The organism is Streptomyces aidingensis, assembly GCF_900112355.1.
Classification (GTDB): Bacteria; Actinomycetota; Actinomycetes; order Streptomycetales; family Streptomycetaceae; genus Streptomyces; species Streptomyces aidingensis.
Map to the genome: position 1 here is coordinate 360,250 of NZ_FOLM01000004.1, position 17,260 is coordinate 377,509.

12 protein-coding genes, 1 tRNA gene and 1 pseudogene are annotated in these 17,260 nt (G+C 68.2%); 7 read left to right on the forward strand and 7 right to left on the reverse strand.

Translation table 11 applies throughout. From position 1 onward, the window contains the following. A pseudogene (locus BM242_RS29335) lies at window positions 1-384 on the forward strand (tyrosine-type recombinase/integrase); the annotation flags it as partial. Between the two features lie 133 nt (window positions 385-517). Further along, entirely contained in the window at window positions 518-847 is a 330-nt protein-coding gene (locus tag BM242_RS11040; protein WP_093838558.1) for a hypothetical protein, read from the forward strand. Window positions 848-1,048: 201 nt separating this feature from the next. Here the strand turns inward: BM242_RS11040 and BM242_RS29340 are convergent. Next, a tRNA-Arg gene (locus BM242_RS29340) sits at window positions 1,049-1,126 on the reverse strand. Window positions 1,127-1,291: 165 nt separating this feature from the next. On the opposite strand from BM242_RS29340, the gene BM242_RS11045 reads away from it, so the two are divergent. Together BM242_RS11045 and BM242_RS11050 are read left to right on the forward strand one after the other, a co-directional pair. After that, entirely contained in the window at window positions 1,292-2,173 is an 882-nt protein-coding gene (locus BM242_RS11045) for a DUF5655 domain-containing protein (RefSeq protein WP_093838559.1), read from the forward strand. A gap of 573 nt (window positions 2,174-2,746) precedes the next feature. Further along, window positions 2,747-4,039 carry a helix-turn-helix domain-containing protein gene (locus tag BM242_RS11050; protein WP_093838560.1) on the forward strand — a complete coding sequence of 431 codons (1,293 nt, stop codon included), beginning with the start codon at window positions 2,747-2,749 and terminating at the stop codon, window positions 4,037-4,039. Here the strand turns inward: BM242_RS11050 and BM242_RS11055 are convergent. Continuing rightward, entirely contained in the window at window positions 4,025-4,657 is a 633-nt protein-coding gene (locus BM242_RS11055; RefSeq protein ID WP_093838561.1) for an HAD family hydrolase, read from the reverse strand. The two genes, BM242_RS11050 and BM242_RS11055, sit on opposite strands and share 15 nt — an antisense overlap. A gap of 680 nt (window positions 4,658-5,337) precedes the next feature. On the opposite strand from BM242_RS11055, the gene BM242_RS11060 reads away from it, so the two are divergent. Then, window positions 5,338-7,224 (forward strand): tetratricopeptide repeat protein, encoded by a 1,887-nt coding sequence (locus BM242_RS11060; protein ID WP_245833976.1) that lies wholly within the window; start codon window positions 5,338-5,340, stop codon window positions 7,222-7,224. Between the two features lie 159 nt (window positions 7,225-7,383). Here BM242_RS11060 and BM242_RS11065 read toward each other — a convergent pair whose 3' ends face one another. After that, complete coding sequence (locus BM242_RS11065; RefSeq protein ID WP_245833977.1) at window positions 7,384-8,706, reverse strand: translation initiation factor 2; 1,323 nt, start codon at window positions 8,704-8,706, stop codon at window positions 7,384-7,386. A 540-nt stretch (window positions 8,707-9,246) separates the two neighbouring features. Between BM242_RS11065 and BM242_RS11070 the strand changes: the two genes are divergently transcribed. Further along, window positions 9,247-9,762, forward strand: coding sequence for a hypothetical protein (locus BM242_RS11070; protein WP_245833978.1), 516 nt, complete (start codon window positions 9,247-9,249; stop codon window positions 9,760-9,762). A gap of 261 nt (window positions 9,763-10,023) precedes the next feature. Here BM242_RS11070 and BM242_RS11075 read toward each other — a convergent pair whose 3' ends face one another. From BM242_RS11075 to BM242_RS11090, 4 genes are all read right to left on the reverse strand, one after another. Then, window positions 10,024-11,988: an AAA family ATPase gene (locus tag BM242_RS11075; RefSeq protein WP_093838563.1), complete on the reverse strand. Its 1,965-nt coding sequence runs from the start codon at window positions 11,986-11,988 to the stop codon at window positions 10,024-10,026. 237 nt (window positions 11,989-12,225) lie between these two features. Next, window positions 12,226-14,592 (reverse strand): methyltransferase, FxLD system, encoded by a 2,367-nt coding sequence (fxlM, locus tag BM242_RS30790; protein ID WP_093838564.1) that lies wholly within the window; start codon window positions 14,590-14,592, stop codon window positions 12,226-12,228. Between the two features lie 63 nt (window positions 14,593-14,655). Beyond that, on the reverse strand, window positions 14,656-15,243 hold the full coding sequence (locus BM242_RS11085; RefSeq protein WP_093838565.1) for an NUDIX hydrolase: 588 nt from the start codon (window positions 15,241-15,243) through the stop codon (window positions 14,656-14,658). Further along, entirely contained in the window at window positions 15,240-15,710 is a 471-nt protein-coding gene (locus BM242_RS11090; RefSeq protein WP_139238314.1) for a hypothetical protein, read from the reverse strand. The genes BM242_RS11085 and BM242_RS11090 overlap by 4 nt, the downstream gene beginning before the upstream one ends. On the opposite strand from BM242_RS11090, the gene BM242_RS11095 reads away from it, so the two are divergent. Then, window positions 15,681-17,260, forward strand: a 1,580-nt coding sequence (locus tag BM242_RS11095) for an ISAzo13 family transposase (RefSeq protein WP_139238315.1), incomplete at its 3' end; no start/stop codon positions are given. The two genes, BM242_RS11090 and BM242_RS11095, sit on opposite strands and share 30 nt — an antisense overlap.

The following is a 17,260-nucleotide window of genomic DNA, read 5'->3' on the forward strand; positions in this document are numbered from 1 at the left end:
CAGGTCCCGATCCCGCCGCCCCTGGTCCGCATGCTCCGCGAGCACATAGCGGAGTTCGGCACGGCGGAAGACGGCCGCCTCTTCTCCAGCGAGCGGGGCAACGTCATCGCCGCGTCCTCCTACTCCCGCGCCTGGAAACAGGCCAGACACCTCGCCCTCCCGCCCACGCAGGCGGCCTCCGTCCTGGCAGCCCGCCCCTACGACCTCCGCCACGCCGGAGTCTCCCAGTGGCTCAACTCCGGAGTCCCGGCCCCGGAGGTCGCCGCCCGCGCCGGCCACTCCGTGGAGGTCCTGCTCAAGATCTACGCCAAATGCATCGACGGCCAAGAAGCAGAAATGAACGACCGGATCATGAAAGGGCTGGGGGAGGGGCTGGACGAGTGAACCGCCGGCAGAGCTGGGGCTGACGTTGCCCCCGATGAGCCCCGGAGCAACTCCGGGGCTCTTGCCATGCCCGGGAAACCCGCAGACGTCTGCGACCGCAGCCCGCTAAGGTCGGCTCGGCGGGGAGGTCGGGATGGCGCTGGTTCGCAAGGGATCACGGCGGATCGTGGTGGACGGTGTGACCTACCGCTGGCGACTACGCCGCAAGCCAACCTATGGCCAAGGGCTCGGCTCCTCTCCCTGCGTCTTCGCGGTCGAGCACGCCGATAACCCCGGCACCACCCTCGTCGTCACCACCAACCACCCACACCCGGGCAACTGGGTGGGCAGGAGCTCCCGCCCTGTGCTGCCCTCCGATGTGGCACGGGCCGTCCGCCTCGCTCTGGCATGTGGCTGGGCTCCTCAGGCTCATGGCTCGCCGTTCCAACTCGATCTGTCGGACGGCTTCGAGCCCTGGGGCTGATCGCGAACTGGCTCTGCCGGAAATGGGTCTCAGCTCTCCCGGGGAGCGGGGCCGACCAGCGGAAACCCATCAAGATCATTACGTGGTCATTACGTGATCACTGGCATGGGGCTGCGTTCGGCGGCGGTCGGCTGCGCAGACGACAAGACCCCGGACCGGCGTATGTGCTGGTCGCGGGGTCTTTGGGCACCTCATGCGGGGTGCCCCCGGCAGGATTCGAACCTGCGCACACGGCTCCGGAGGCCGTCGCAAGTCCAGACGTTTCCCCAGGTCAGCGGCCTAGCTGACAACCTATCAGGCGGGTGATCCCACAAATATCCCACAGGGTGGAATGCTCCATTTCTCTACCCGTGTGGGGGACAAGCCATCCAGAGTCCCTTCGGAAATAAAGCCCTGTCCTCCAGTGTTGCGCTCGGGCACCGGCGTGTCCAAAGGGAGGGGGAGGTGCAGGACGTGAGGCTGTTCAGCACCAAGAACGGAGTTGCGGAAGTTGCGCCGCGGCTGGCGGAAGCCGAGCGGCACGTGCAGGACCTGGTCGAGGCACACATGGAGACCCTGCTGGGCGTGCGGTTCCTCGCCAGCGAATATCACACCGGCCCGGTCCACGGCGGGCGCATCGACACCCTCGGCCTGGATGAAAACGGCGTGCCGGCGGTCGTGGAATACAAGCGTGGCACCGACCCGGGCGTGATCAACCAGGGCCTGTACTACCTCGCCTGGCTGCGGGACCACCAGGAGGAATTCCGCAACTTGGTCCGCGTCCGGCTCGGGGCATCTCAAGCGGCTCAGGTGACATGGAGCGCGCCCAGGCTGATCTGCGTCGCCGGCGGCTTCACACGCTACGACCTGCACGCGGTCCGTGAACACCGGCGCGCGATCGACCTGGTCCGCTACCGCTTCTACGGCGACGATCTCTTCGGGCTGGAGACGGTTGCTTCGGTCGCTGGCCGGCGCTTGAGCCGAGCGGGTGGCAAATGTGCTGGCCAGGGGCGCTCTGGGCGGCAGTCCGGGCGCATGTTGGAGCTGCGGGCGGCGCTGGATGAGGTGCTGCTGGGGCTCGGTGAGGACGTCACCCGGATTGAGCGCCGCACCTACCGTGCCTACCAGCGGCTGCGGAACTTCGCCTGCGTCTGCCCGCCTCGGCGCACCAAGCTCCTCGTCTACCTCAAGGTCAACCCCGAGCAGGTCGACCTCGTCCCGGGCTTCACCCGGGATGTGAGAGGGCTGGGTCACCACGGAACCGGTGACCTGGAGGTGGAGCTGCGCAGTGAGCGGGAGTTGGAACGTGCCCAGGAGCTGCTCCGCCTTAGCTACGCGGCGGAGTAGAGGTCGGCCTCAAGACATGTGCGTTTACTCGTTCGATGGCCCCTTCGACGGTTCGGATGGGTGCGGCGGTGGATTTCTATCGTCGCGCGGATCCCCGGTTTTGCTAACCGGGGAAGCCGTGCTATAGCCCGACGGCTGCGGCGATCTCCTCGCCGAGGGGAAGGAGGCCCCTGCACCTGCTGCCCTACCGCCAGCGGCGTGAGCAACTGCTGACGCAGTCAGCAGCCCCGCTGCGAGCGCGATAAACCCACTCGCCGTTTCCACAACTCGACTGTGGACATGATGCTGTGGGCCGAACGGTGGCAGCAGGGCGACTCCGGCCTACCGCTCCGGCAGGGAAGCGGACCATGCCGTGCACGGTGAAGCCGACGGCGTGGTATCACCGCCGCGCGGCTATGGCCGCCCGGGCGGCTCCAGGGGCCACCCGACGGACTGGGGGTTCGGCCGCTGACGTGAGCTCCAGGAGGCCGAGACCTTGCGTTCCGTGCCGAGTCGAGCACACACCGGTAGGAGCTGGGACACAATGACGTGGGCCGATCCAGCACCGATCCCAAGCACAGGAGGCCGACCGCGATGCCCGATCAACTCCGCGACGATATGCGGCAGGCGCGCAGGGCATCCGGCATGGCGTGGGCGAGGTTCTCCCGGGAGGCAGGATTCGGCGAGGCATACCTGCGCAACGTGGAAAACGGGAACCGGTCGGTGACCTCGGGTGTCGCCGCCGCCTACGACAGAGTGCTGCACACCGGCGGCACCTTCACCGCGGCGCTGCACGACACGGGTTCGACGGTTGCCAAGCCCGTTCCGTGGGAAGAGCCCGGCAGCCTGACCGTTCTCGCCGGCCTGTTGAAAGGGAGCAGTGTGGACCGTCGAGGTTTCCTGTCGGCCGGAGCGGCACTCTCGGTGTCGGCGAGCAACTGGTCCAAAGCCCTGGAACCGCCCCGGACAGGCGACAGGGAAGTCTCTCTCCCCAGCGGCCCGGCGCTGTTAACCCACGTCGACGATCGCCTCGACTATCTCCGGCACCTCGATGACGAACTCGGCAGCGGCGAGGTGTACCAACTGGCCCGCAGTGAACTGTCCCTGATCATCAAGCTCATCACATCGCGCCGCTACGGCGGCACGACCGTGGACTACTTGCATGCGATGGCGTCCGAGGCGGCCCGGCAAGTCGCGTGGGCAGCCTTCGACCAAAGCCGCCCCGGCATTGCACAACGCTTCTTCGACGGCTCCCTCCGGGCATCCGCCGAGGCCGGTGACCCGATCAGCGGGGCCTATGCCCTCTCGTTCGCCGCGATCCAGTGCTACTCCACCCCCGGACAGGCCGGCAGGGCGGTATCGCTCCTTCAGACGGCACAAGAGCAGGTGAAGCGGAAGGCGACTCCGCGCATGCATGCCATGCTCGCCGCCCGCACCGCCCGCGCGCTGTCGAAAACCGGCACCAAGAAGGAGTGCGCCCACTACCTCCACCTCGCCCGCGCAGCGCTGGACAAGGGACCACACGACGACGACCCGAAGACCCTGTACTGGGTGGACTTCGGCGAAATCGAAATGATCGCCGGCTCGGCCGCCTTGCATCTCGGCGACCCGGCCGAGGCGCTACGCCGCTTCGAGGCCGCCATGCAGGCGTCCTACCCCGGCGACGAGGAGTACCCGCGCAGCCACGCGATCTACCTCGCCCGCACCGCCGAGGCACACCTCGCCCTCCACGACCTGGACGCCGCGGTCGCCGTCGCACGCCACGCAGCCCGATGCCTCGGCTCGGTGGACTCCGCACGCTCAGCCTCCGAGCTGAAGGGCCTCCGCCAGAAACTGGAGCCGCACGCCGCGCACACGGCCGTCCGCGAGTTCCTACAGGTCGGATAGCCCCAGCACCTCGCGCAGCCGCCGGGCCACCACCTTCTCGTCCAGCGCCAGCAGCGGCGTGATGCCCAGACGGTGAGCGGCTGCAAGATTCTCTTCGCTGTCGTCGACGAACAGGCACTGCTCGGCCGGCACCCCGAGCTTGTCGAGCACGAGGTGGAAGATGGCGGGGTCGGGCTTGCGTACCCCATGGTCTGTGGAGAGCACGACCTCATCGAAGGTGCCGTGCAGGTCGTACCCCGCGTAAGGGTCGTACGGTTCCCGTCCGAGACTGTTGGACAAGACCGCGGTCCTGATCCCGGCAGCGCGCGCTTGCCGCGCGACCTTGAGTACCTGGTGCGCCGGGAAAGCATCGTGGAGGTAGCGGGCCATCAGGTTGTCGGGCGAGGTGCCGATCAGGGCAGCGAACCCGCTGTTCCACTCCGTCTGGCTGATCTTGCCGAGTTCGAGCCGGCGGAAGAGTTCCTTTCCCCGCGGGTCGGCCCAGGCCCGCAGGAACGTGCCCCGAGCGAGCCGCTCCCGGTCCTCGAAGTAGGAGATCACCTCGACCATGTTGAAGGTCAGGACCCCGAAGAAGTCGAAGATCAGGCCACCGAACTTGGGCTCTGCGGTCGTCGCCATTCCCACAGCCTACGGCCGGTAGGGAAGTCGCAGCAGCCCCTCGTGTACGGCCCCGGCAGCGCGGTTCCTTACCGCCGGGGCAGGGCTGCCCCAGAAGGGGACGTCTGCGGTCTCCATCTCCGAAGCGGATGGCAGGTGCTACTGGAGTCCGGGGTCCCGGAGCGCCCGACAATCCGATCGCAGCCGTGAGCAGCATCGGACAGCCGATCCCACGCTGGGGTGGAGCCATCTTGGGACCCAGTCCGTCCGTGGGGTGCGCAGCCAGTGGTGTGTCCCGATCACGGAAAGATACATCTCTGGCCAGTGAGAGCGTGACTGGGGCCGGACTGTTCGATATCTGGTGGGTCAGATCCGGTGTTGCCTGCCGGTGGTTGGATGACTGCAACAGTGGTGTGGGTCCCGGCCGTGAAGAGGGCTTCGGCGATGTGGGTAGCCCATTGCGTTGCAAGTAGGCTTGTCGTTCGGGACGTTGGGCAGTGGGAGTTCAGAGCGGCTGCGGGTGCCAACTGGCGGCTGCTGTGCGGCCCTCTCACCTGCCCGCACTGGCTGGCGGTATCGGAGTCGATGTGATCACTGAACTTCCTCCCGGGCCAGCGCGATTCGTGGACCGGGAACCGGAGCAGAGGGAAGTTCTCGGAGCCCTCGCGCGGCACAGTGACGCGGACCGGCCGCTGTGTGTGGTGCTGAACGGGCTGGGCGGGATCGGGAAGACGGAGCTGGCCTTCCAACTCGGCCGGACGCTGCTGAGGGGGGATCCCGGCTACCAGGTGCTGTACGTCGATCTGGACGAGCTGCGCGATGCCGGGGCGCTGGACGCCATGGACGCCCTCGGTCACCTGCTGGATACGCTCGACAGTGCGGAGGCACTTCGCGCACACTCCTACCAGGCCCGGTGCAAGCAGTACTGGCGGTTGACCCGGAACCGGCGGCTGGTGTTGATCATCGACAACGCCCGTTTCGGCACCGAAGTCACCCCGCTGCTTCCCGCCTCCGGCACGGCCGTGGTGCTGGTCACCAGCCAGGGTCCGCTACCCGACCTGGACGACGCAGCGGCGGTCGATCTCCCCCTGTCCCTGCTCGGTCCGCAGGATGCCCTTGAGCTTCTACGCAGTGTCAGCTCCGATCCACGACTGGCAGCGGAGCCGGAGGCCGTACGTGGGCTCGTACGACTGTGCTCCGGGCTGCCCGAGGCGCTGCGGGTGGCCGGCCGCTGGGTCAACCGCCACCGACTGCGTCCCCTGGACCGGCTGGTCCGGGAATTCGGCGCCGGACTCGAGGAGCAGGAGATGTCCGCACGGGAACGGTCCTGGGACATGGCCTACGGTTCACTCGGCCCGGCCGCAGCCCACCTCTACCGGCTTCTGGCCGATCTGCCCGGCCCGACGCTGACCGTGGAATCCTCCACTGCGCTCCTGGGCCAGGGCGAGGACGCGGCCGTCGATGCCCTGGAGGAACTGCACAACGCCGGGCTGCTGAACGTCCGCGGCGAACGGTTCCCGCTGCCCGTCCCGCTGCGGGCGCACGCACTTCGCTGGGCTCGCCGTGAGGCGGATTCGGCCGATCGCGCGCAGGCCCGTGGGCGCATTCTGCGATGGTTCCTGCGCCAAGCGCAGCGGGCCGATCTCTTCGCCGCGGGGGAACGTATGACGTTCGCCCCGCCCGTGCCGCCGCTTCCCGGCGCCCCCGATGTGACGCTGGCGGACCCCCGGGAAACAGACGACAAGGAAGAGATCCGACGGCGGCGGGCACAGGCGGCACGTTGGCTGCACGCCGAGCGGCACGCCCTCTTCGCATGCGTTGACCTTGCCGGGGCACCGGAGTTCGGCCTTGAGGCGGCAGCCCTCGCCGAACCGCTGTGGACCCATTTCCTGGACCATCCTCACCACGCCAGAGCGATCCGTGCGTTCCGTGCCGGCCGGGACGCCGCCCTGCGAACGGGGAACCTCGCGCTGCTGCTGCGGATGCGCTGCCAGCTCGCCCGGCCGCTGTGGGAGCAAGACCGCTTCGACGAGGCCGCGGAGGAGCTGGCCCAGGCCGAGGCCGCCGCAGCCCTGCTGGGCGAGGAGAAGGAGGAGCAGCGGCTGAAGGCATCGCTGGCGGAGTTCCAGGGCCGGCTCCACGCCGCCCGTGGCCAGTGGGAAGAAGCGGCTGGTCGGTACTCGGTCGCGCTTCAGGTTCACCAGCGCATCGAAAACCCCTACGGCGTGATGCTTCAGACATACCAGCTCGGCACCGCAGCCGCAGGCATGGGCCGTACGCAGGAGGCAGCCGGACTTCTCAGCCGAGCACACGAGATGGCCCGTGAACTGGGCAGGGAAAGGATGACCGCACGTACCGGCTTCGCCCTGGCCGGTGTGCTGCGCAGCCTGGACAGAAAACAAGAGGCGGCAGAGCTGTACCAGGCCGCGCTGGACAGCGCCAGGGCGCGGGAGTCCGAACACGACCGGCTGCGCATTCTGGAGGCGCTTGCCGCGCTGGCAGCAGAGACCGGAGACACCGAGTCGGCGGCCCGGCACCGGGAGGCCGCCCGCAGCATCCGCGAGCAGAACGGGCTGGAGGAAGACTGACCCCTCCCCGACCGGAGTGTGGGCCCCGCAGGGTGGACGGCGGCTTCCGCAGCACAGGAACGCGCCGAGCGAGGGCAGTACCGGGCCGGGGCCGACTGCACTTGCCGAGCGGGGACGGCACCCCTCGGGGTATGGCAGCTCCGGCTGAGCGTGGCGCGGTTATGCGGACTCCAGCAGATGCTCCGCCTCTTCTTCATCTGGAGGGGACAGCCGGACCCGGAACGCGCGGCCTCCGACGACCGCGGTGAGCGTGGCAGGGGCATCGGGCCGTTCCCGGAGCCAGGCGTAGACGGCGGAGAGGACAGCGGCCGGATCGGTGTGCACCAGTCGGCTGCCCTCCCGGAAGGGGGTAATGTGCACCGCCAACGCGGCACCCGCCTTGGGGCGTATCAGGCACCGGGAGGGCGAGAGTACGACCGCCGCCGCGCCGCACCCTGGATGTTCCCCCAGGATGTGCTGGGTCCAGTCCAGCGCGGTCCGCGAGGCGAGGTGCGGGAATGGTGAGTCGCCTTGCGCGCGGCGGTAGAGCAGTCCGGCGCTGTGGAGATACCGCTCGTCGGCGCTGCCGTGTTCCGCCGCCAAGTGGTGCGCTGGCGCGTCGCCGAGGTGGGCCGGGAAGCGTTCTACGTACACCTGCTGTCCCTCAGGCCGGGCCCGGACGGCGAAGGCCGTCGGGGTCCTTGGCGCGGCCGAGGGCGGCGGCAGCAGCCTGGGGATGGCCGGCAGGGGAGGGGGCGGCAGTTGTAGCAGCCGGTAGATCTCCTGGCGCAGCAGCTTCAGGGCGTGACCCTGTTGAGCGAAGGCGCCGTCGGCGATGTCGGCGTTCTCCCGGGGCCGGTGTGCGGCCAGGGCGTCCGGCAGGGATCCTGGGCCTTCCCAGCGAGGGCTGCGGGCCAGCAGGTCTGCCATGGGGGTGCCGGGCAGGAGTTCCCGGCCTCCGTGGCAGGCGGCGATGACGGGCAGGTCCAGGGCGGCGGCGTACAGCGCGGTGGAGCCGTGGTCTGTAATGACGGTGTCGGCGGCGACCAGCAGCGCGGCCCACTCCTGGTAGGGCTCAGCCAGGATCAGCCCAGCATCCCGGGCAGGGGCCAGGTGTTCTTCCAGCTCGAAGGAGCCCAGTCGGGAGCGCTCGTTGGGATGCAGCAGCAGTGCGAACTGCCAGGCGTCGTGGGGAAGAGCGGCGGCCAGCTCCGCGGCCAGTCCGGGGCAGCGCTGGAAGAGGGATTCCGGGCCCCAGGACGAGGCCAGCACAACAAGCGTGCGATCCCCGGTGCCCAGGGTGGCCCGGTAGCGGTCGCGGCGAGAGCGCGAGGCCAGGATGCGGTCCAGGGTGGCGTCTCCGACGACGGTGGCGTGCGCGGCGGCCTGTGGACTCAGGGCCGCCAGACGGGTGACCTGGCTGGGGTGGGCAAGCGCGTACCGGGTGGCGAGGACAGTGCCGTCAGGAGCATGCAGAAACGCCGGGTCGAGTCCGGAAGGCACACCGGGTGTGCCTTCGCCTCCTATCGTTTTCCCGAAGCCGGCCCCGTGCGGAACCAGGACACGGGGAGCGCTGAGCAGTTTCAGATCTCCCTTGGGACTGGCGGCAAGGGTCAGATCAAAGCGGAGGCGCCGAGCCTGCGACCAGGGAAGGATACGGGCTCCCACAGCATCAATGGCGGCGAGGGCCTCGACTTGGAACTCCGAGCCGGGGATGAGGGTGAAATGGCGCGTGATGCGGGCGTCGCCGGAGAACACCGAGAGGATATCGAGGAGGCGGTACAGAGCGATTGCCGAACGCGCAGCGAAGAGCACATCCCGCCCGTCGCCCGTCGCCCGTCGCCCGTCGCCCGTCGCCCGTCGCCCGTCGCCCGTCGCCCGTCGCCCGTCGCTACAACTATCCATTCTAGTGCGGGAGTCTCCTTCTTGGGGGCGGTTTCGCCGGGTCGGTGAACGATGTGCCTCACTGCTCGGGTCCAGGCCCGATACTACTGACGACCCGCCTGCGTCCCAGGTCGGGTGTGAGATGTGAGAAGCGTGCCGATGCACGTGCTGCTTTCGGCGTTGCAGGGGAGGAATGGCCGCATGGGGGAGTTGGGAACGGCGCTGGTCGCGGCTGGCGCAGCGGTCTTCGTTGGGTTGACCACCGGGTTGCTGGCCTTCCGGGCAGGTATGCGGCAGGCCGATGCGGCGAGGCACTCGGGCGACCGCCAGGCGGATGCGGTACTGGAGACCGTCCGGATCACCATCGAGGAACAGCGCACTGTCCGCGTGCTGGAACTACGAAGGCAGACGTATGTCCGATTCGTGGAGACCCTGGAAGCGTTCCTGCTGTCCCGGCGGACGGGAACAGACGGCAGGGCAGAGGATCGGGCCGAGCTCCATCGCGCATACGCGGCGGTACTTCTTGAAGGACCGGAGGAAGTATCCACGGCTGCACGAGCGGCCATTGATTCCCTCCGGGGCAGACCGCCCGGTGAGGACGGCCATCACGCCAGGTCGCGGTTCATCGAGACTGCGAGGCGAGCACTGGGCATCGCCGGAGGACCTCCCGTGTGAACTGGGTCTGGCGCGATGAGTACCGATCTGGTCACTGGCCCCTCTCGCTGTAAAAGGGAACCTCCCTGCTGCGCATCGCCCTGCCTGGGATCGCTGTCCGAGGCAACGGCGATGCTCCATGAGGTGGGACACCGTGGATACGGCCACACCAAGGAACTTGTCTTCCGCGACGAGCCCAATGGTATCGAGTTCCTCTTTGCGCCACCGGGCGCGGATGTCACCGAGGGTGTTCGAGCCCCTCCCATTCGTGTTCCCGTGCGATTACGACACGTTGACCAGGCGGAAGACCTTCTCGAACCGGTCCAGCGTCTCAGGGTCTGCCTGGGCGAAGAACTCGGCACTGTTCCTGGTGAGGTGGTGAGCGGGTCCGACGTGGTCGAACTTGGGGTTCATACCAGCCCTCTGCCGTGCGATGCCGATGCGGCGCAGGATCGGCTCGGGGGTGTCGGGGAGGTCTTCCTCTTGCAGCGAATGGACGGCCCGGCTGTAGAGCCAGAGGTAGTCCTTGGTGGTGAAGAGGTCTTCGATGTCGGCGGTGGTCGGCAGGCCGTCGAGCTTCCCCAGCACCACGATGCGGTTGTCGTCGATATCCCGCGCCTTGGCGGCCTGGTAAACCTTGTCCGCGACGCTGGTGGTGCGCTCGCCATCGACCAGGGCCCGTACCTGAAGACGGCGGCCCATCAGGGCGACGAAGGCGGGCATATTGCCGATGCCGCCGACCGGGATGATCGACAGGTTGACGTCCAGCCCGGTGCGCTGCTTCGCGGTGAGGTGCTCCGACATGCGGGTAAGGAAGATGAAGTCGCTGCTGCCTTCGACCGCGAGGTGAGGGCCAGAACCGAGGAAGAGGTGCTGGGCGACGGAGTAGCCGAGCGCTGCTTCGACGGGAAGGATGGTGTGAGGGTCAGCGGACAGGCTGACCGGAGTGATGGCGACGCCCAGTTCCGGATTCTCCCGGGTGGCGCGGTCGTGGACGGCCCTCATGGTCTCGTAGCGGGTCGGGTCGATCATGTGCTGGGAGTGCGTGGTGTACAGCACCTGCTGGGTGGTGCCGAGTTCGCCGAAGATGTAGCGCAGGAAGTCCTTCTGGGCTTCGCCGTGGAGGCTGGTGCCGGGTTCGTCCAGCAGCACCACCACCCGCTTCTCGGCGCCCTGGTAGGCGCTGAAGGCGGCCAGGAAGGAGAAGAACCACTGGAAGCCGGCGGAGCGGGTGGAGAAGTTGGTGTGCACGCCGTGCCGCTCATCCTCGAGTTCGATCTTGAGAATGCGGTGGCGGATCTCGTGGCCCTGGGCGTCCTTCTCCACGATCGGCATGTCGGTGTCGAACCGCACGGTCAGTGCGTCGTTCTGCTTCCAGTACCGGAAGACCTGCCTGCTGAGGTCGTGGCTGGCGGCCTGCAGCTCCGCCTTGCGGCTGTCGTAGTCCTCGTCGAGGAAGTCCTGGGGGCCCACCCCGCTGGCCAGCTCCAGCAGCGCGAGGATGGTGCTGTCCTCCCGCAGAAGCTTGCGGTTTGCGGCCCGGTCGGCAAGCTCGGTCAGGTCGTATTCGCCTTCGAGTGTTTCGTAGGTGGAGAAGTAGAAGAACTTCGGCAGGCGGGCGTCCAGGACGTCCCGCAGGTCGTCGTCGAACTCCCCTGTGACCAGTGCTGTGTACTTTTTCAGTTCGTTGGCGATCTTCCCGACAGCTTTCCCGCGGGCGGTCTTTCCGGACTCTTTGAGGGACTTCGCGAGGGTAGTGGCAGCTGCACTCGCTTCCCGAATTGATGTGTACTGGCCAACCTCGGCGAGGTCGTCGTCGTGGTCTACCCCGGCTTCATTGCATGCCGCTTCCAGCGCCTCACGGAAGGCACACCCAATGCCGATGCCGAAGTCGCCGCCGTAGGTCCGCCATGCCTCGACACGGGTGCTTTCCGGCGGTGTGACCCCGAGTACGTCCTCGATGGCCTGGGCGTCGTCTTCGTCCAGGCGGAAGATGGCATTGACCGGGATCACCTCGTCGAGGTTCTCTTTGCGGCGGTCCTGAGCCAGGAACCGCCGCGGGTAATCCTTAGTAACGTCGAAGTCGTCGGGGATGTTCGCCGGGTTCAGGCGGTGCAGGGCTTTAAGAATAGTCGTCTTCCCGGACTCGTTCTTGCCAATCAGGCACGTCACGGCGGGTTCCACCGTCATCGTCTGCGGCTCGGTGAAGTTCCGGTACCGCTCGATCACGACTGATTCAAGAAGCATGTACTTTCCTTCCGGTCGTCCCGTCCCGGGCGTGGAGCTGTCCAGGTATGACCGGCACGGTGTAGCGGCACCGGGCCGAAAGTCTGTAGGGCAGCAGAATCCCAGTATGGCGGAAGCGTCTGACAGCCCGGCCGGGCCGAACCGATACACTTGGACGAGGCAGAGGCCCGCGAAAAGAGCGGCTGTTCCGAACTGGAGCCTGCTGGTGGACGGCGGGCCGATGGGGCGGTCACCGTCCTACGTTCCGGTGGTTAGCCGCTGTGCTGAGTCTGCGGGTTTGGGCGGTTCGGTGTGCTTCTGGTCTTTGGTGTGCGTGGCCTGGGTGGTGGGCCAGTCCCAGGCCAGGACGATGTGCTTTTTGAGGGTGAGTGGCCCGGTGTGTTCCCCGGTCCAGGAGGCGCGGGGGTGGACGGTCAGGCGGGGGCCGGGGCCGTGCCGGTGGTGGCGGTCCCAGTCCCGCACCCTTTCTGCGAGTGCTTGGGCGAGTGCGGGGGCGTGGGGGCCGAAGGCGTGCACGACGAACTCGAACCGCTTGTTGCCGGTGTCCTCGTCGTGGCCGGTTGGGGTGTAGGTGAGGTAGGCCAGCGTGCTGTCGCGGACGGCTGCGGCGCCGCCGTAGCGGGGTGGGGAGATGGTGCCGGTGTCCTTGTCCTGGTCCAGGCCGATGGTGCAAAAGCCCGGCTGGGTGGTGGCCAGCCACAGCTGCAGCGTCTCGAAGGACACCCCGGAGGCGATGGTCACCCCGGTGGGCACCTCGAGGCGCTCGGTGGCCAGGGCGTCCTCCAGGGCGGAGGTGTCGGACGGCTCGCCGTCCTCGAAGGACAGCGTGATCTCTCCCTCGCGCAGGACCCGCCGGGTGACCCGCCGACGGCCGGCGCCTTGCATGGGCACGAAGCCGCAGACGTGGAAGGCGTGGCTGACCAGCTGGCCGTCGTGCTTTTCGAGGGTGACGCTGCGGCTGTAGCCGCGCACCCGCAGCGGCAGGACGAGCCGGCCGCCTTCGGCGAGCTGGTCGAACCAGGCGGGCGGGATGTCGGGGGCCTCGACGGTGACGATGATGGCGTCGAACCCGCCGGCCGGCACATGGCCCGGGGCGCCTTGTTCGCCGTCGCCGAGGACCACGCGCACGTCGTGGTAGCCGGCCTCGTCTAGGAAGCGGCGGGCCCGGCCGGTGACGTAGGGGTCGATGTCCACGGTGGTCACGCTTCCTGAGGGGCCGGTGATCTCGGCCATCAGGGCGGCGTTGTATCCGCCGGAGCCGATCTCCAGCGCGTGGTGCCCGGGGGCGAGGCCGGCTTCGTGGAGCATCAGGGCCTGCAGCCAGGGGGCGGAGACGGAGCTGAGGGGCCGGCCGGTATCGTCGCGTTTGGTCACCACCGAATCGTCGGCATAGGCCTTCTCCAGCGGGGCTTCGGGCAGGAAGCGGTGGCGCGGCACGACCCTGAGGGCCGATCCGATGGCCGGGCTGCGGATGAACTCTTTCTCCAGCAGCTGATCGGCCAGACGTTGGCGCAGCCGGCGGGCTGCGGGCGGCTCTCCGGGCACGGCGGCCGGCGAGGTGGCGTGGGGGTAGCGGTGGGCGGGGGGCAGGCCGGGAAGCAGGCCGGGCCAGACGGTGTTGATGGCGTGGGCGGCCGGGGTGAACAGCGGGCCGGGCAGGGTGGGCAGGTCTGCCAGATCGTGCCATTCCCAGCGGTGGATCAGCTCCGGTTCGCGCACCGCTGGGGTGCCGGACCAGGCGGTGATGCGCACCACCGCGGTCAGGCGGGGGATGCCGTGCGCGTCATCGGCCACCAGCGCCAGGACCTTTGCATCACCGGTCTCGGCGACCAGGCCGGCTTCCTCGGCCAACTCCCGTACGGCTGCGGCTTCGAAGGATTCCCCGGCGGCGTGTTTGCCGCCGGGCATCTCCCAGGTGCCGCGGGCCGACCAGCCCAGCAGCAGCCGGCCGTGTGCGTCGGTGACCACCGCGAGCGCGCCGGTCAGCGCGTGCGGGGCCGGGCGGTCCTTTTCCACGGCCCTCACCGGGTCGCTCGCGGGCTCGCGCAGGATCAGCACCGCCAGATCGTCTGCGGCAAGGCGCATCACCTGCCGCCAGCCGGCGGCCAGGAAGGTAGTCTCCTCCTCGTCCAGGGCGATGTCCCGCTGGTGGGCGGGGACACCCTCGGCGCACGGGGTGATCACGCACAGCGCCCCGCCCGGGCGCAGCCTGCGGCCCAGCTCCCGCAGCACCCTGGCCCGGCCGGTCAGGAACGGGTAGACCAGCCGCATCGTGACCAGGTCATATCCGCCCTCGTGGAGCCCGCCGAGGTCGTCGCGCTCGATGTCCAGCTCCAGGAACCGCACACCGGCCGCCTCCCCGCGGGCGCGGGCCGCGGCGAGCGCGGCCCCGGCGAAGTCCACCGCATCGACCCGGTAGCCCACAGCCACCAGATACCGGGCCAGTTCACCGGTACCGCAGCCGACATCCAGCGCCCGCCCGCCGCAGTCCTCGGGCGGCGCAAGGTGCTCCTTGAGCAGCTGCTGCTCCGCCTCGGACAGCGGGCGGAATCCCTCGCCACGCCGGTAGTGCTGGTCCCATTCGTGCTGCGCGCGGTAACCCACGAGCGGTGGCTCCTTCGGTGATGGACGGCAAAGGGGGGCGGGGCGGGGCGGACCGGCCGCAGGTCACGGCAGGGTGCGGTCCGCGGCGGGTGCCGGTGGCGGGTGTTGCGGCGTGGTGTGGGGGAGCAGGGCCAGGCGATGGCCGGGGCCGGGCTGATGGGCGATGGGGTCGCCTGGGTGCTGGAAGTGGGTGGCGAAGTACCGGCCGGCCCGGTAGGCGTCCAGCCCGGCGCGGCAGTAGGCGACCATGCCGCCCGGCAGCGCATCCAGTGGCCACCAGCCCATGTCGCTGCACAGGTGCGGCTCGGTGATGTGCGGCTGGCCCTGCCAGCGGCGGGCTTCGAAGAAGAAGCCGGTGCGGGCCTGCCCGGCGGGGCTGCGGTGGTGCACCACCACGGCCGCTCGCACCTCGGCGGGGTCGATCAGGACGCCGGTCTCCTCCCGCGCTTCTCGCACGGCGGCGTCGAGGATCGTCTCGTGCGGGCCGTCGAGGTGGCCGGAGGGCAGGTGGAGCAGGCCGCTGGCGTAGACCTCACCGGCCCGGCGGGTCAGCAGCACTTCCCCGCCGCGGCGCAGGATGACGTGGACGTCGACCGGTTCGGTATGGCGCTTAGGGTGCCGTGGTGAGAGTGAGGACACTGTTTTCCTCATGCCTTCGGTGTGCCGGGTGTGGCGGCCGGGGCTTGTGACATGTGGCTGTCGGTGATGGGGGTGGCAGGGGGTGTGGGGGAGGGCATGGCCGGTGTGGCGGTGGTGAATTGTGAGGCTTGGGCCTGGAACATCTGTGCGTACCGGCCGCCGGCGGTGAGGAGTTCCTGGGGTGTGCCGGATTCGATGAGCTGTCCGCCTTCCAGGACGTGGACGAGGTCGGCCATGCGGACGGAGGCCATGCGGTGGGTGATGAGCACGATGGTGCGGCCCTGCTGGGCCAGGTGCTGGATGCGGGCGAAGGTGTCGAGTTCGGCTTCGGGGTCGAGGGCGGCGGTGGGTTCGTCGACGATGAGGATGGGCGCTTGGCCGTAGGCGCCGCGGGGAAGCTGTCCGGAAACAAGGCGTTGCTTTGACGGGGCCGTGATCGTTGATCTTACGTGGTCATATCTCCATTGATCTGCGGTCATCTGGCCTCGCGGTTGCAGTTGTTGCTTCCCCACCTCAATGAAAGGCAGCGACGGTTGCTCCTCGCTGCTGAAGCGAAAGGGCTGGGCCATGGAGGGATACGGACCGTGGCCCGAGCGGTTGGCGTCAGTGAAACGACCATCCGAAAGGGCATCGCCGAACTCGACATGGAGCCGCTCCCGGACGGCCGCGTCCGACGCCCGGGTGGTGGCCGCAAGGCCGCGGCAGACAAGAACCCGGACCTGCTTCCCGCCCTCATGGCCCTGGTCGAACCAGACGAACGAGGCGATCCCATGTCGCCGCTGAGGTGGACGACCAAATCTCTGCGGAATCTCGCCGGCGAGTTGACGAGGCAAGGGCACGAGGTCTCCGCGACCACGGTGGGCAAGCTGCTTCGCAAGAGCGGCTTCAGTCTCCAGTCGAACGTTAAGACCTTGGAGGGCAAACAGCACCCGGATCGGGACGCACAATTCCAGTACATCAACAGTCAGGTGAAGAAGTATCAAGCGGTCGGCGAGCCCGTTATCAGCGTGGATACGAAGAAGAAAGAGCTGGTGGGCCAGTTCCACCAGGCTGGCCGTGAATGGCGCCCCCAGGGCGATCCGATCGATGTCGAAGACCACTCTCTTTTCGCTCGTCCAGGCAGGGAACAAGTGATTCCATACGGAATCTACGACATCGCCGCCAACACGGGTTGGCTAAACGTCGGAGTGGACCATGACACCTCGGCCTTCGCCGTCGCCTCGGTCCGCCGGTGGTGGGAAAATCGCGGCCGGATCGATTATCCCAGCGCCACCCGCCTTCTGATCACAGCGGATTCCGGGGGCTCCAATTCCCCGCGCTACCGACTGTGGAAGTCTGAACTGTCCGCTCTGGCCGAGGAGACGGGTCTGGCCATCACCGTTTGCCACTTCCCGCCCGGAACCTCGAAGTGGAACAAGGTCGAGCACCGCCTGTTCTCCCACATCACGATGAACTGGCGGGGCAGGCCGCTGACCAGCCACGAGGTCGTCATCAAGACCATCAGGTCGACTCGCACCCGCGGCGGGCTCCGCGTGGAAGCCGAACTCGACACGCGCGAATACCCGACCGGTATCTCCATCAGCAAGGAATACGCGGATTCGCTGCCGATCGAACCGCATGAGACCAGGGGGGCGTGGAACTACACCGTCCTCCCGCACAAGAGCGATCACGCCTCAGCCCCTCGCGTCAATAGGCCGCAAGGTCTCAACCTTGAGGCGGTGGAGATGCTTTCGGACCCGCGGCTGACCGGCATGAATCCGGAGGATCTGACCGATCTCATCGCATGTCTGGCCCCTCTCCAAGAAGCGAGAGACGAGCAGCGGCGCTACGAGCGCCGTGGAGGCAAACGCCGGCGCACGAGAGGCGCGGGTGCAATCTCGGTGATTACGCCTGCGGTGAGAGTCCTGGCTACCGTGCTTTACCTGCGCGAGGTCATCCCCATGCAGCTCCTGGGCGAACTGCTCGCCGTGGAGATTCAGCCTCTGCGTAGGGCGATCAACGAGACCCATCGAATCCTTACTGACCACAG

Bases quoted from the DNA above. Each gene is read 5' to 3' on its own strand.
- BM242_RS11090 (WP_139238314.1), bottom strand. From the start codon at position 15,710: ATGACCGCAGATCAATGGAGATATGACCACGTAAGATCAACGATCACG.
- BM242_RS11055 (WP_093838561.1), bottom strand. From the start codon at position 4,657: ATGGCGACGACCGCAGAGCCCAAGTTCGGTGGCCTGATCTTCGACTTC.
- BM242_RS11085 (WP_093838565.1), bottom strand. From the start codon at position 15,243: ATGAGGAAAACAGTGTCCTCACTCTCACCACGGCACCCTAAGCGCCAT.
- BM242_RS11050 (WP_093838560.1), top strand. From the start codon at position 2,747: ATGCCCGATCAACTCCGCGACGATATGCGGCAGGCGCGCAGGGCATCC.
- BM242_RS11040 (WP_093838558.1), top strand. From the start codon at position 518: ATGGCGCTGGTTCGCAAGGGATCACGGCGGATCGTGGTGGACGGTGTG.
- BM242_RS11070 (WP_245833978.1), top strand. From the start codon at position 9,247: ATGCACGTGCTGCTTTCGGCGTTGCAGGGGAGGAATGGCCGCATGGGG.
- BM242_RS11075 (WP_093838563.1), bottom strand. From the start codon at position 11,988: ATGCTTCTTGAATCAGTCGTGATCGAGCGGTACCGGAACTTCACCGAG.